Raw genomic sequence first — 14,655 nt, 5'->3', positions numbered from 1 at the left:
GTTCTGCTCCATCTAGTTGTTATGTTCATTATAAATAAAAGTACCCTGTAAGAGAGACTTTTTTTAAGTGTCTATCTTATAGGGTACATTTTAATAAGGAGTAGAGCCTTTTTCTACTTAAACAAAACATGTGAGTAGTTTGATAATACTATAATAATTAAACAAGTATTCTGAACTCGTTGAATGAGCAACAATACTTTGGTTTTTGGAAATATATAACTTTCAAGTAAACTTAAAAAATACTAATTGTTGTGATTCTTTATTTTGAAAATGAACGATTTTCCCCAGTTAGTCGTATTACATATAAATCATTATTGTATGGAGTAGATCTCATGGATGAAAAGGATTTAATTCGAAAGGCGAAAAAGGGAGATACATTGGCTCTTTCGAAACTGCTACAACAGAATTATTCGTTCCTCGTAAAGTATTTAATGAAAGTTACCCTTCATCCACAAATCGCAGAAGATTTAACACAAGAGACGATGATAAAGTGTATTGAAAAAATCCATCTGTATAATGGTGAATCCAAGTTTTCCTCATGGCTCATCACAATCGCAACGAACCTTTTTATCGATCAACAGCGTAGAAAGAAGCGGGAGAAAAACTGGCTAGAGCAGGAACAAGCGCTCCGGAAAATGAAATGGAATGCAGCCATTATGAACGAAGAATGGACTGATGTACTTGATGTACTTGCTCAAATTAATGAAGAAATACGTATGCCAATCGTGTTAAAGCATTATTACGGATATTCATATAAGGAAATTGGAAAAATAATGGGCATTGCAGAAGGAACAGTAAAATCACGAGTTTCAAATGGTCTAAAAAGTGTACGAAAGGAGTTGGCTGAACTTGAAGGAGTACGATTCTAAAAATAGTAATTCTATGTTGGATGATGAAGATGAATTAACGGTTAAGCAATTAATAGATGGTTTAGAAAAACTGGATCAATGGAATCCAGTATCTACTCCAAACTTACAATGGTTTCAACAGAATGTTGAATTAGAGAAAAAAAGAATACGAAAAAAACAATGGAAAGACCTCCTCACGTTTATCTCTGTTGCAGTATTTGTGCTTTCGGTTGGGACTGCTGTCGTTTATCGTCAGCCAATTCTTTTTCTTTATTTTCAGCTTGTGGGGATTATCTTATTGCCCTTAGCTCTTAACAAAACTAGAAAGAAGGTCAGTAATGAATGATCTCAAACAAACTAAGTAGCACACCGCTTTGGTTATGCGTCGTGATTGCATTCATTCTGATTTGTCAGAGCTCATGGATGTTTTGGGATGCACGGAAGAGGGGACACAATGCTTGGCTATGGGGCTTTTTAGGCCTTATTACATTTCCAACTTATCTTATTATCTATCTTATTTTTGTAAGAAAAATATTTAAAAGAAAGGTCTCAGGATCAAATTCCTGAGATTTTTTTATTTGGTTTTTCGTAAGTGAACGATTAGTCGAACGTAATCGTATTAAGGGTGAATAAACAATTTGGAGGAGGGAAACAAGAATGAACTGTTTAATAGAGTCTTATAGTAAATAAAACAAATATTGATATTTATATGAATCTTATACTGAAATCAAGGAGGTTACTTATGACAAAGCAAAAAAGTGTTAAAGGACTATTCATTTATCTCTTGCTTGGAATCATTGCATTCGTTCCCTTATATCTTAAGGCACTATCGACACTATCGACAAACCCGGCCCAATTAGAGCAAGCGAGGGAAATGATGGGGATTTCAGGATCACCTGAAATGTTAGCCTTACTTGGCACACTTCCCAATTATATTTTCTTAATCATTGCTCTTGTTATAGGTTTTTTTACTGCTCATAAAGTTGGTTTAAAATCTGTGATTATGCACCCGAATGCTAGAGAAAAGTCAAAGTCAGAGTGGATAAAAGGTATTAAACTAGCTATCATACTCGGTTCGATTGCAGGAGTTGTTATAAGAGGATTCGATTATCTTTTATTCCCACTCTTGCCGGAGGGTCTAAAAGAACTAATACATCCTTATAATGCAATAGAATTTTTAGCAGCTTTACTCTACGGAGGGATTGTTGAGGAACTATTAATGCGTTTTGGGTTTATGAGCTTGTTGGTTTTTATTTTTTGGAAACTATTTGATCGAAAATCAGCAAAACCTTCGAACTGGGTCTTTATCCTTGCAATATTTGTTAGCGCATTATTATTTGCAATAGGTCATTATAGTGGAACTGCAAGTGTGACAGAAATGACCGCATTCATTTGGTTCCGAATGATCTTATTGAATGGTTTACCCGGCTTCTTCTTTGGCTGGATTTATTGGAAGCACAATCTAGAACTTGCGATGCTTGCACATATGTTTGCTCATATTGCCATGAATTTTCTAATGTTGATTGTCTCCTTTTTTATGTAAAAATATATATGGTGCATATACACTTTGAAAATTTGCTTGTGTAAAATATAACTATATGAGGAGCTAGACAGGAAAGGAGAAGGGTATATGAGTGAAAAAAGCAAATGGATATACTGCCCAATTTGTAGTTCAAAAACACGCACTAAAGTATATGCGAATACAATATTAATTAGTTTTCCTCTTTACTGTCCAAAATGTAAACAAGAAAGTTTAGTAAACATAAAAAAATTTAAAATTATCATAGTTAAAGAGCCAGACGCTAAGACGCAGAGCCGATAAATTGAGATATATGTTAACCTCAATTTAAATCCTATATGGTTTTAATACGTTACTTCAAGCAACTGGATTTAATCAAATCATCAATGGGCTGCTACCTTCTGATCAAACAGTTACCGAAAAAGAAATCAGTGATCATAAATTATTTTCTTATCATGTTGTCAACGATACGATCATTAATCAGGCTTTGAGTTTAAATGACAATGTCAATGAGGTAAACAGCGTAGTCTTCCCTTCAGAAATACCTGTATTGAAACTAATATCCTCAGTTTCTCAAAAACAAGTAAAAGATGGAGAAGAGATTCAAAAAAATCACTTAAATCGACTTGGTGCAAATGCTGAGTCCCAAATTATTGATGGCTCTCATGGATTCTATCAAACTAATGTTACAGATATCAGTGATGCCACAAGTAATTTCCTTAAAAAAATCAACTAAGGACTTGTAACAAATACAGACTAAAGGGAGCTAGAAATATAATCTCAGCTCCCTTTTTATCTTTAGATATGAATGTACTTCAACAAACGCACCATGTTAGTGCAACGTCTTTGTATTGTTTAAGTTTGTCCCAAGCAAAGCGAAGATTGTTTAAGCTTGATTGAATTCTTTTTACATATAAATGTTCAGAAATATCATTTGGATTTAATTCAGAAAGATTAATATCAATTTTCCCATCACGACTAAACTCAGTAAATGCCTCCATTGCAAATTTATATGCCTTTGTTAATTCAATTGTTAAAACACTTGCTAATAAGATGTTGGAATGAAATTTTATCGAAGGAAGATGAGGATTCTCTGGTGAATATTGTGAAAAGATGTTCTTCAACTAACGGGGCTGCATAGTTTAAGTAGAAAAGGGCCTATATTATAATATCCCTAATGTTTTAAGGGGGACTATCTGTGAGAAAAATTACATTATCAAACGGAAAAACGGTAGAGGTTGAATGTTTGAGTTGTGCATTGACTAGTGGATTAATTGAACCTGATGGTGGTGTGGTGGTAGAAACGCAATATTTTCACGCTCATCAAGATGGTGCTTATCCGAACGTGCAATTTGTTGATAACAGATAATATTGAAGCTATTCATTGTAATTGTTAAGATAAAAATTTCTACTTTTTAATAAAACATGCCATTACTTGTCATGTTTTATGGTTAGTATAGTTTTGTTCCTTAATCAATAAGGAAAGTATAAAGATACAAGGAGAGATTAAAGTATGTCACGTGAAGTAGTTTTATACATTGCTGCAAGCTTAGATGGATTTATTGCAAAGGAAGATAATGACTTACAATGGTTAACTGACACAGAAGGAGAAGGTGATGCAGGATATGAAGAAATGTATCAATCTATCGATACAACAATCATGGGGAAAAAGACTTACGATTATGTAATGGAAAATTCAGAATCATTTCCGTATCCCGGTAAAAAATGCTACGTTTTCAGCAATTCGGAGAAAGGTACAAATGAGTATGTAGAATATGTCAATGAAGACGTAGTAGAGTTTACGAGAAAGTTAAAGGAACAAGAGGGTTCTAAAATATGGATGGTCGGTGGAGCAGGTATACTTGATGCCTTTATAAAGGAAAACTTAATTGACGAGTATATTATTACGGTTACCCCTCATATCCTTGGCTCTGGCATTCCGTTGTTTAAAGAAAAAAATCCACAAATCAATTTAATTTTAATCGATACAAAACGGTATGGTCAGTTTGTACAGATGCATTATAAAGTGAAGCAAGACAAGAAATAGTATTTGGTTGTACAATAGATTCCATAAACAATGCTTTTCGTATTACAACACTAATTAGGACAACTTTGCCTGTGAGTGAAGTTGTCTCTCTACTTTTACTATGACAAGAGTTGACATAGTAAAATGGTATGGCTTATTTAATAATGAGGATTGATAATATTAAACGACAATTAGAACTACTATATTCTATTTTTTGATGCGAATTTAGGATGCTTTTCAGCGAGTACTGCTGATGAAATCATAAAACCCACCAAAAAAGAATGTAGATTTTTAATGACTGAGGCATTGACTATCGTCTTTGAGGCAGTTAATGCCTTACTCAATCGATGTCATATTTCTAGAAAAGGTGGTTGACACTTATGAATCATAAAGAATTAAAAAAGATTGCAACTGCAGTTACTTCACCTACAGAGTTAAATGATTTTATTCAATACGGAAGTGTTGGTGCAGCCATTGAAACTGTAGATGGTAATATCTATACAGGGATTAGCATAGATACAGCTTGTTCCATGGGTTTTTGTGCAGAGCATGCAGCAGTTGCTGACATGTTGAAGAATGGCGAATATCAAATAAAAGCTTTTGTAGCAGTTGATTCGGAAGGAAATGCTGTCCCACCATGTGGACGGTGCCGTGAGTTGATCAGTCAGCTTTCAAAAGAAAACTTAGAAGCTGCTGTAGAGGTTGAAAATGGCACGTTTGTTTTATTGAAAGAGATTTTGCCGTATGACTGGAAAACCAATAGAGGAAGAGAATGGTAATTGATTATAATAGTGGAAATTTCCATGCAATGGAAAGGTTAGCTAGAAGTTATTGATTCTTAGAAAGAACCAAGGCATTGTACACCAAGAATTACTGGAAGATCAAATGAAAGTTTACTATAAAACTATAAAAATAAGTAAGACATAGAGAGTGAGCTAATACAGATGTTAGACCGATTGTATCTTGGTCTAACATTTTTTCTTTTTGTCCCAGCCTCATCTATTTTTTAAGCATTATGTTAATTATTTTAAAAAAATACACCAGTTGACAGATAATACAAGAGAGAGTATTATTTTATTATGAATTAAAAAATAAATTAATTCATAATAAAATAAGGAGGTGCAATGGATGGCAAAAGGACCAAAAGGCTTTTCTGATGAAGAAAAAGTTGAGCTAAGAACAAAGCTTTGTACTGAATGTGAGCGGAGTTGGGCATTACATGGTTACAAAAAAACAAGTATTGGTGAATTAACAGCAAAAATAGGAATATCAACAGGCTCATTTTATTTATTGTATTCGGCTAAAGAGGATTTGTTTTGCGACACCTTAGAGCGCGTGCAAAATAGGTTAAAAAGCAATTTGCAAGAAATTATTAATAGTGAAAGGGGCAAAGCTGGTTTTATTAGTGCCATGAAATGGCATTTTAAAGAATTTGATAAATCACCATTTCTATATGACCTGGGAACTCCAGATTTCTTAGCCTTTTTAAACAAAATACCTAAAGACCGTATCGAAAAACTACACTTTGATAGCGTAACTTTTTTCTACGAGACCATTGATCTTGCAGGACTCAGACTGAAAGTTGAAAAAGAAAAAGCATATGCTGTAATAAGTTCCATGCTATTTATAGTGACAATGAAAGATAAACTTGCTTATGACCGTTTTGAAGTATTTGAATTTCTATTAAATAGTACGATAGATACAATTTTTGAATAAAGAGAGAAAAAATCAATGGAGGCAAAAGAAGTTGGCTAAGAATTTTTTGAAGGCTTTCTGGATTTTTGAAAAACATTAGCACCACTATTCATTATTTTAAATATTGCTGTCAGCATAATTTTGCTTGTGATTGGAGTTGTCTTACATAAAAAAGTGGATAAAACAAGAAAGCAAGAATTTGCGGACAAATTTGTATCGGAATTTCTATTCTGGTTTTTTTGGGGATCTATATCTAACTGGGGTGTTCTTATTTCATATTTTAGGAGCATTCCTATTAGAAGGATTTTCGGGAGCTTAAAAAGAGAAAAGCCCTCTTGTATGATGTATGAGTGTCAACGCCTAAATTGATTCACCATCACACAGGAGAACTCCATTTATGAATTCTAATACGAACCAAAAGATTAATCAAGTCACTGAAAAAGTCCTCGTCATCGGTATCGACATTGCCAAGCGTACATAGTACACATGCGCGGTTGACAGGCAAGGTATACAAACAAAGAGATAAAACTTGTGTTTCTAAAAATATATTAAGATTACGTAATGGAAATAAGGAGACTTTAAATGAAAAAAACAAATAGGCTGGTTGCTTTTGTAACCACTGTAATTATAATTTTCAGTTGCTTTTTCTACTTTCCTATGTCAACATTTGCAAGTGCTGAAGTAACTCCATCAGGTGTGGATATTTCAAAAATCGAAACAATAGTTGATGATATTATGGAAGGTAAAATAGGGGTTACCGTACCGGGTGCGGCAGTTTCTATAGTTAAAGACGGAAGGCTAATTTTCAGCAAAGGGTATGGGGTAGCAAACATAAAAGAGGATATTCCTGTGGATCCCACATCTACTGTATTTGAAATTGGATCGGTTAGCAAAATCTTTACATGGACAGCGGTAATGCAGCTAGTTGAAGAAGGGAAGATTGATCTGCATACGGATATACGAGAATATATCGGGTATGAGCGTCTTAATTTGGTTTATGATAAACCAATTACGATATTAGATTTAATGAACCATACTGCAGGATTTGAAGAAAATGCAAGCGAAATGCTTACTTTTGATAAAGAAAAAGTCATTCCTCTTGAAAAATGGGTAAGTGCAAAACATCAGCCAAAGCAAATATATGAACCGGGAGCGGTTATCGCATATTCTAACTTCGGTACAGACATTGCCGGATATATAGTGGAAGTTAAGTCTGGGGAACGCTTTGAAGAATATGTAAAAAAGCATATCTTTGATCCTTTGCATATGCAAAGAAGTACTGCCTATGCAAATTATTATCACCTGCCTGAGTTTGCAGAAAATAAAAGCAAGGGTTATGGCAGTGCGTCAAAAGGATTCGAGTTACTACCAGAAAACTTTTTAAATGAGGCACCTGCTGGCGCGATTATCTCAACTGCAGAAGACATGGCAAAGTTTATGATCGCTCAAATGGATTATGAGGGTGCTTTAGAAAACTCATTATTTAATTCGCCTCAAATGCTTAAAGAAATGCATGCCGATTCACTTTCTGTTTCTGCCGGTATGCCTTCTAATGCCCATGGGTTTTGGCTGCGTCAGGAAAACGGAGTTCGCTTACTAGAACATGGAGGAAATACTACCAACTTTTCCGCATTTTTAAGTCTCGTCCCGGAAGAAAATTTCGGTGTTAGTGTGCTTACTAACGTAGCTGGAGAATCGGAGGGTGTGCGGACTGAAATTGTAGATACGCTTTCTGCCCAGTTTTCTCATCAAGCAAAGGTTATTGTGCCAAATCTCCATACCCAAAATCTCAGTGGAACTTATTATTCGGGCCGAATGATTCATAGCAATTTCCTGTCAAGTTTATATTTGGTTTCTGGTGATAGTATTGTTGTAAAGGACATGGGAAACGGGGAAATTGAAGTACGGCCTTCCATCGATCCAAATCGAGAAACACTTCACTTTGCAGAGGTCGCCCCCTTGGTTTTTGAACGAATGGATTCCAATCCCTCTATATTGGAACGAAGCGGAGGGTCTCTCGCTTTTTTATCCTTTGAGTTAGATGAAAACGGTCAGGTTGATAAAGTTCGCACAGGAAATATTCGGGACTATTTAAAAATGCCGCTATACAAAAACATCCAGCTCAATCAGATTGCTTTTGTTTTTTGTATAATAATTTTTATTACAGGCTCCATCGCTGCGCTCATATCTGTCATTTTATTGAGAAAACGTAAAAAGAAGGGGATTTCTCTTAATATACCGGCATATAAACAAACAAATCTATTACCGGTTATCGGTCTATTAAGTATGATCAACATGATAGTGACTATATTGAGATTTATGTCGGCTATGTCCTCTCCAATAGGAGATTTTAGGATACATCTAATAATTAATGCAGTTTTTTCTATTGGCATGATAATTGCAGCTATCCCTATTTTAAAATCATTTAGGGATAAGCAAGTTAGCGGAAAAAGAAAAATATGGAATGCTATATTAATAGCAACTATCTGTATGTTCATTTTATTGATGATTCAGTATCGCTTTTTGTTGTTTTGGACGATATAAATTGTCGCCAAATTTGCTACTGCTACTTTTAATGTCGGCAAAAGGAACTACCAAACTCAATATCATTAGATTTTAATAAAAACAGGCAAAGTTATTAAAGTTACCCTATAAGATAGATACTTTGAAAAAATCTATCCTATAGGGTACTTTTGTTTATAATTAGAAAAAAGATATCGTAGCGGTATGAAATGACGAAAAGATTATTTTCTAAAAAAGAGCAAGAAAACTAAAATGTAATCCAAATGTCCAAGCTATTAGTGATAATGGTTGGCGTGCAGCTTATCGTATAACTGGAGTAGAGCGGGCTACAAGATACACGGAAAATGAATTCAGGTCGTCCAATAGAATGGGAATTAAGTTTAGAAGGGAAAATTGCGATTAGAAGCGAAAAAGCGATTATTACAAGCGGAGAATGAACTTTTAAGGAAAGTATCCACCGAAATGGAAATCAACAGCATCAAGCTAAAGCCATGGCAGAAACGATTAATCATTTCCGCCATGGCTAAATTCATTTTATGGACTTTTTCAGTGCCCCACTTAGATAAAATAAATTTTTATTTTATCTGTTTACCTTAAGCCGTTCTTCTCAATATGAAGGATAATTTCATAAGTTATATAATTGGGGAATTTTTCTACTATTGTTTAGAAAACCCCACTAAATCCTGCGACATCTTACCAATTTCATCAGCTGAGGCATTCAGTTGTTCCGTCAAGGCTGCCTGCGTTTGAGCAAGCTCACTAATTTTATCCATATAATCGATAATTGTATCAATGGAAACTTTGATTTGCATTAAGCTTGATTCAATATTTCCTGTTGCATCCGCTGAATTTACCGCTAATTTACGGACCTCTTCAGCTACTACGCCAAATCCTTTTCCTTGTTCCCCAGCGCGTGCCGCTTCTATTGCCGCATTTAATCCAAGTAGATTTGTTTGATCGGCTATTGCACGAATAAAATTCGAGATGACTTGTGTTTCATCTGCTAACCCTTTTGCTTCGTTTGCAGCAACCGTCGTTTTTTCCTGAGTATGTGCAAGCTCCTGTGCCTGCACAGTGATGGAATTGATCCCAACAACCATTTCATTGATGGATGCTGATAACTCTTCCATACGTGCCATCGTCTCCTGCACATCTTGTTCTTTCATTTTTTCATGTGTAATATCACGAATTGTCCCAGCCACACGTAAAGGTGCACCCGTACTGTCACGAAGCGTTGTACCGCTCGCATGGAACCAACGATATTCACCTGATTTTAGTTGTAGGCGATAATCCACATCAAATGGCGTACGACCCGAATAATCCAATAAGTGTGCACTGAACGCGCCAACCGCTAACTGTTGGTCTTCTGGATGCAGACGATCACTCCATGAACTCATGATATTAGGAAAATCATTTTCATCTTTAAAGCCTAATGTTCTACGGAATTGTGGACTCCACCAAAAGGAATTCTGAGGGTTCAAGGGGTCACCTTGATCTACAATCATATCCCACGGTGCTTCAACAAGTGCTTCATTAATTAAATCATAGCGAGTGACATAACCCATTGTTTTTTCCGCACTTACTTTATCCTCGTGAATATTCATAACTGTCCCCACAATGTGGAGCTCTTCATCCGAGGAAGGGCGTGTAACTGTGCCAGTAGTACGAACCCAGCGTTCCAGACCATCCTGAAAGCGCATCAAGTGTTCAAAACTGAACTGTGTTTTCTTCTGTAGACAATCTATTAACAAGTTTTTAAAATCTGTTTGGTACGCCACAGCTATATGTTGCTCGAAATCATGAAAGCCACCTGTAAAAGCACGGTCGTCGAATCCAAGAAGTTCCTTTAGTTCTGTTGAAACAACAAACACATTCTGTCGATCCTCTAAGCGTCCAGTTGGTAATTGTAGCTCCCAAAAACCTATATGATTACTGCTAACTACATGGCTCATTCTTTGCTGTAATTGACTCTCATGCGCTTGTCGTAATCTATTCACTTCATTCAAGTTATGTATGAACTGTTGCAACTCTTCATTCTCTGCAACGTGTTTATATTGGTAATCAAACTGACCCTGTGTCGCTAATTGTAATTGTAACTCGCTTAATTTGATAAGATCGCTATTTGTTGTATCCAGACCTTTTTTAAAAAACATTTGTTGCTCCCCCCCTTGTAACTTATAAAATCCACATTAACCTAAGAATAAATAGTAATGAACTTCCGACACGATTAGTGTTTTTTCTAGTATAATCGATAAGAAATCTGAAAAACATGAATAATGTGACACAATTAATAATATTCAGTTCCTTTCTCGATGATAGTAAAATAGTCATGATTATCCATAAAAAAACACCTCGATGTTCGTTTTATAAGGTATAATACCTATATTTCAACAAAAGGTGTTTTTTTTTCTCCTATTTCTCGGTTGATTAATATAGCTAGAGCATGCCTCAACCGAAGCTAATTCACACAACTGAGGTCGCGAATATTCCCGATCATACTATAAAGGAAATTAAAATGAAAAATCAAACCCCTTCAATTGATCCTCAATGAACAGCTTTTTGTGTATTTCTTCTTGTTCTTCAGGTTTTGGAATAAAGGTTAAGAACGAGCAATAACTTTAAGCAGCTTTTGTAAAAGAGGATGTTGCCATTACGTTCAAGGATACAAAAGGTCACAGGAACAGTGGATCATTGAAGCAAATCGTACTGCAGGTATCATTAACGGTCTTGAAGGTGGAAGCTTCGCATCAAATGCATACTTAATACGTGCACAAGCTTTCGTGATGATAAACCGTATGTTTGAACGTGGTCCATTACATGGGGTCACAAAACCAAGCTTCCCAGATGTCAAAGACACACATTGGGTATTCAAAGAAATTGAAGAAGCAGTAAATTCTCACTCTTATATGATTGATGAAGATGGGAAAGAACAGCTTTCAAAATAATAAAAGTTAAATGCAAACACGCCATGTATGTAAGGGGTGTTTGTTTATGTTCAGAAGTTGTTTAGAGTGTTGTGATAAATTAGTGTTGTGATTATTGTGAGGATCACAACAACTGTCAAAAATGACTAGACATCCGTTGTCTGGTCATTTTTCCGTTTAGCCAGTTTGTTCAGAAAGTGTTTAGTTTACTAGCGTAAGCTATAAGCAATTATTATTTTGGTATCAGTTGCATAAGAATCATAATAGTTTTGCAGAGATAACCAACGAAAAGGATGGTACATAATAATGGTTGTATGGCGTCAGTATTTAGTTCAGGAAACACAGGCAGCTAAAATGACTTATGGAAAACAGAATACAAAAAAATATATTATTATACATGAAACGGATAATGAGAAATCAGGGGCGGATGCAGATGCCTATGCTCGTTTACAATATATAGGTCATTCTAGAGAGGTAAGTTGGCATCTAACCGTTGACGATAAAGAAGCCGTTCAGTCATTTTTATTTGACTATGCGTGTGTGGGAGCAGGTTCAGCAAAAGGCAATTTACAAGGCATCCAAGTAACTATTTGTGTCAATGTTGATGGAGATTATAGACAAGCTGTTAGCAATACGGCTGAGATAGTTGCTAGAATTATGAATGATGAAAACATTCCAATTAGCAATGTAGTTCAGCATCATGATTTTAGTGATAAAAATTGTCCTAAGGAGATGCGAGAAGACCGAATAAGCTGGTCACATTTCATTTCAATGGTTAGCAATGCTTCGTCAGGCACTGTGCGGAAGAGAAAGGTCCTAAACGAGACATCGAATTTTCATGTTGTAACCGGTACATATGAATCTCGACAAGTTGCAGAAAATGTACATGATGTGATGAAGTATCGCTTTGGCTGGAGTGCATCTATTGAACAGATTAGTAGTAAATGGAGAATCAAGACAGGAACATTTACAAGCAGAGCGGAAGCAAAAAAAGCAGAGAAGAAAATTAAAGCAGCTGAACTTTCAACAGTTACAGATGTAATAGCTGAATGATTCAAGTATGTTCAGAATTTGTTCAGTACTATGTGGTAAGCTATTTTATGTAATCTTGTTAATGTCTTAAACCTTAAACAAACCAAGAAAGACTAGGCTTCTTTGTGAGCCTAGTCTTTTTTGATACATAAAGCAGATATCGCAGTGACATTAATAAGTAAATTGTTCAGAAGCTGTATAGAACGAAATGTTAGTATAGTAAACATGATGAAAATATTACATTGATTACACAAAAACGGAGGATTAAAATGGAAGTATTTATCGGTAGACAGCCTATTTTTAACCTTCATGAGGAAGTCGTGGCATATGAATTATTATATCGTAGTAAAAATGGGAATTCCTTTCCGATGGTCGATTCAGATGCAGCAACAGTTGACGTACTAGTAAACTCATTTCTTTCAATTGGTATTGAAGAAGTAACAAAAGGTAAGCCTTGTTTTGTAAATTTTACAGAAAACTTGCTCATGAGCTCGATCAATGAATTTTTAAATCCATCAGAGGTTGTAATTGAAATATTAGAGGATGTTCCTCTAACATCGCAATTAGTAGAGAGAGTATTTGAGCTAAAATCGTATGGATATAAAATAGCATTAGATGATTTTATATTGGATGAGCATGTACAAGTTTATGATGAGTTATTTGCCCATATTGATTACATAAAGGTTGATTTTTTATTGTCACCATTGCTTGAACGAATGGAAATTGAAAATAAAGTGAAGGAAAATTTCCCGCACATTAAGCTACTCGCTGAAAAAGTGGAGACACGTAATCAATTTGAAGTTGCAAAACACTCAGGTTATGAGTTATTCCAAGGCTATTTTTTTGAACAACCCCAAATAATTAAAGCTACAGATATACCAGCGAATGCCCTTCAATATTTCTACATTATTACGCTATTAAAAGAAGAGGAACCTAATATACAGTTACTAGCTGATAATATTGAGCGTGATCTTTCATTAACGTATAAATTATTGCAAATGATCGATAATTCCTCTAGACGCTCTAAATCCAAAGTGCGCTCTATAAAACAAGCGATAGTACTGCTTGGGATATCAAATTTACGCAAGTGGATTTACTTATTAGCAATGCGGGAAATGGATATAAACACTGATTCTGATCTTTTTAAAGAGATTATGCGCACATCATTATTCCGTGCGAAGGTTTGTGAAAAATTGGCGAAAATATCCTATAAAAAAAACTTCTCAGAATATTTTCTAGTTGGCATGTTTTCATTAATAGATACTTTATTACAAAGACCAATAAACGTTATTTTACAACAGCTACCATTTTCAGAAGACATAACGGAAACGATTTTAGGTCATCAAACTGAGATGACACCATATCTTGAATTCAGTATTGCCTTAGGTAAATTAGATTGGATAAGCTTAGAGGAATTAGCTCCTCAACTAAATATTGATCTATCTAGCATTGATCTTTTATACCGTGAAGCAATGGAATGGGCGGAAAAATCTTTATAAAAAATTAAATATCATGTTAAGTATAGAGGGGGAGAGGCTACAGACTAAATCTTCAACCCCTCTTCTTTTAGTAAAGATTAGTTAACTTGGGCTATGTAGTTCATTATTATCAGTACCGTTTGACTTGACGTGTGCATGTTCATGCATATATCATATGTACAGGTGGTGAGACCAAATATGAACAGAGACGAAGAACTCCAATGTTCAAATGAAATAAATAATGCCATTGATTTTGACTTTTATAAAACATTATTTGATCCTGTTAGAATTGAAATTATTCGCTATTTAGCTGTGTATGGAGCGAAAAATATCACTGAAATTGCTGAAAATCTCCCACAGGATAGATCAGTTATTTCAAGGCATTTAGACTTAATGTATAGGTTTGAAATTGTTTCTAAAACAAAAATGGGCAGAAATATATATTACGAAGTAAATAGCCAAGTGATATTTAATAAATTTAAATTAACGACAGATCAATTAGAAAAACTCTTAAAAAGTTGCTAACATTGAGTTTTTCTGTTCTATATGTGCAAGTATGTGCACTATTGCATATTAGGTGACCACCACATTAAAAAGCTAAAGGAGAAAA

Annotated in this window: 16 protein-coding genes; 14 read left to right on the top strand and 2 right to left on the bottom strand. The window is 34.9% G+C overall.

Going from position 1 to position 14,655, the window contains the following annotated elements:
• Nucleotides 1-332: 332 nt before the first annotated feature.
• The 5 genes from sigY to ACIQXF_RS21420 all read left to right on the top strand — a co-directional run bounded on the left by sigY (nucleotide 333) and on the right by ACIQXF_RS21420 (nucleotide 3,103).
• A complete protein-coding gene (gene sigY, locus ACIQXF_RS21440; protein ID WP_402787388.1) occupies nucleotides 333-869 on the top strand; it encodes an RNA polymerase sigma factor SigY in 537 nt (178 codons plus the stop codon).
• Nucleotides 850-1,194, top strand: a complete 345-nt coding sequence (locus tag ACIQXF_RS21435) for a YxlC family protein (RefSeq protein WP_402787385.1) — start codon at nucleotides 850-852, stop codon at nucleotides 1,192-1,194. The genes sigY and ACIQXF_RS21435 overlap by 20 nt, the downstream gene beginning before the upstream one ends.
• A 396-nt stretch (nucleotides 1,195-1,590) precedes the next feature.
• Nucleotides 1,591-2,391 (top strand): CPBP family intramembrane glutamic endopeptidase, encoded by an 801-nt coding sequence (locus ACIQXF_RS21430; protein ID WP_402787382.1) that lies wholly within the window; start codon nucleotides 1,591-1,593, stop codon nucleotides 2,389-2,391.
• A gap of 87 nt (nucleotides 2,392-2,478) precedes the next feature.
• Entirely contained in the window at nucleotides 2,479-2,670 is a 192-nt protein-coding gene (locus tag ACIQXF_RS21425; protein WP_402787379.1) for a cysteine-rich KTR domain-containing protein, read from the top strand.
• 184 nt (nucleotides 2,671-2,854) lie between these two features.
• The gene (locus ACIQXF_RS21420) at nucleotides 2,855-3,103 is read left to right on the top strand and encodes a hypothetical protein (protein WP_402787376.1); all 249 of its coding nucleotides are present in this window, start codon (nucleotides 2,855-2,857) and stop codon (nucleotides 3,101-3,103) included.
• A 79-nt stretch (nucleotides 3,104-3,182) separates the two neighbouring features.
• Here ACIQXF_RS21420 and ACIQXF_RS21415 read toward each other — a convergent pair whose 3' ends face one another.
• Nucleotides 3,183-3,491, bottom strand: coding sequence for a hypothetical protein (locus tag ACIQXF_RS21415; protein WP_402787373.1), 309 nt, complete (start codon nucleotides 3,489-3,491; stop codon nucleotides 3,183-3,185).
• 74 nt (nucleotides 3,492-3,565) lie between these two features.
• On the opposite strand from ACIQXF_RS21415, the gene ACIQXF_RS21410 reads away from it, so the two are divergent.
• From ACIQXF_RS21410 to ACIQXF_RS21390, 5 genes are all read left to right on the top strand, one after another.
• Nucleotides 3,566-3,736, top strand: coding sequence for a hypothetical protein (locus ACIQXF_RS21410; protein ID WP_483869737.1), 171 nt, complete (start codon nucleotides 3,566-3,568; stop codon nucleotides 3,734-3,736).
• A 144-nt stretch (nucleotides 3,737-3,880) separates the two neighbouring features.
• Entirely contained in the window at nucleotides 3,881-4,414 is a 534-nt protein-coding gene (locus tag ACIQXF_RS21405) for a dihydrofolate reductase family protein (RefSeq protein WP_402787370.1), read from the top strand.
• Between the two features lie 359 nt (nucleotides 4,415-4,773).
• On the top strand, nucleotides 4,774-5,172 hold the full coding sequence (locus ACIQXF_RS21400; protein ID WP_402787367.1) for a cytidine deaminase family protein: 399 nt from the start codon (nucleotides 4,774-4,776) through the stop codon (nucleotides 5,170-5,172).
• Nucleotides 5,173-5,521: 349 nt separating this feature from the next.
• On the top strand, nucleotides 5,522-6,109 hold the full coding sequence (locus ACIQXF_RS21395) for a TetR/AcrR family transcriptional regulator (RefSeq protein WP_402787364.1): 588 nt from the start codon (nucleotides 5,522-5,524) through the stop codon (nucleotides 6,107-6,109).
• A gap of 561 nt (nucleotides 6,110-6,670) precedes the next feature.
• Complete coding sequence (locus ACIQXF_RS21390) at nucleotides 6,671-8,632, top strand: serine hydrolase domain-containing protein (protein ID WP_402787361.1); 1,962 nt, start codon at nucleotides 6,671-6,673, stop codon at nucleotides 8,630-8,632.
• Between the two features lie 635 nt (nucleotides 8,633-9,267).
• Here ACIQXF_RS21390 and ACIQXF_RS21385 read toward each other — a convergent pair.
• Nucleotides 9,268-10,764 (bottom strand): methyl-accepting chemotaxis protein, encoded by a 1,497-nt coding sequence (locus tag ACIQXF_RS21385; protein WP_402787358.1) that lies wholly within the window; start codon nucleotides 10,762-10,764, stop codon nucleotides 9,268-9,270.
• 642 nt (nucleotides 10,765-11,406) lie between these two features.
• On the opposite strand from ACIQXF_RS21385, the gene ACIQXF_RS21380 reads away from it, so the two are divergent.
• From ACIQXF_RS21380 to ACIQXF_RS21365, 4 genes are all read left to right on the top strand, one after another.
• On the top strand, nucleotides 11,407-11,556 hold the full coding sequence (locus tag ACIQXF_RS21380) for a hypothetical protein (protein WP_402787355.1): 150 nt from the start codon (nucleotides 11,407-11,409) through the stop codon (nucleotides 11,554-11,556).
• A 285-nt stretch (nucleotides 11,557-11,841) separates the two neighbouring features.
• Nucleotides 11,842-12,588: a peptidoglycan recognition protein family protein gene (locus ACIQXF_RS21375; RefSeq protein ID WP_402787352.1), complete on the top strand. Its 747-nt coding sequence runs from the start codon at nucleotides 11,842-11,844 to the stop codon at nucleotides 12,586-12,588.
• Between the two features lie 248 nt (nucleotides 12,589-12,836).
• A complete protein-coding gene (locus ACIQXF_RS21370) occupies nucleotides 12,837-14,066 on the top strand; it encodes an EAL and HDOD domain-containing protein (protein WP_402787350.1) in 1,230 nt (409 codons plus the stop codon).
• Nucleotides 14,067-14,243: 177 nt separating this feature from the next.
• Entirely contained in the window at nucleotides 14,244-14,570 is a 327-nt protein-coding gene (locus tag ACIQXF_RS21365; RefSeq protein ID WP_402787347.1) for an ArsR/SmtB family transcription factor, read from the top strand.
• Nucleotides 14,571-14,655 lie beyond the last annotated feature (85 nt).

Source organism: Lysinibacillus sp. NPDC097231, assembly GCF_044761885.1.
Classification (GTDB): Bacteria; Bacillota; Bacilli; order Bacillales_A; family Planococcaceae; genus Lysinibacillus.
Note: the sequence above shows the minus strand (reverse complement) of the source record. Positions and strands in the feature narration are given on the sequence as shown.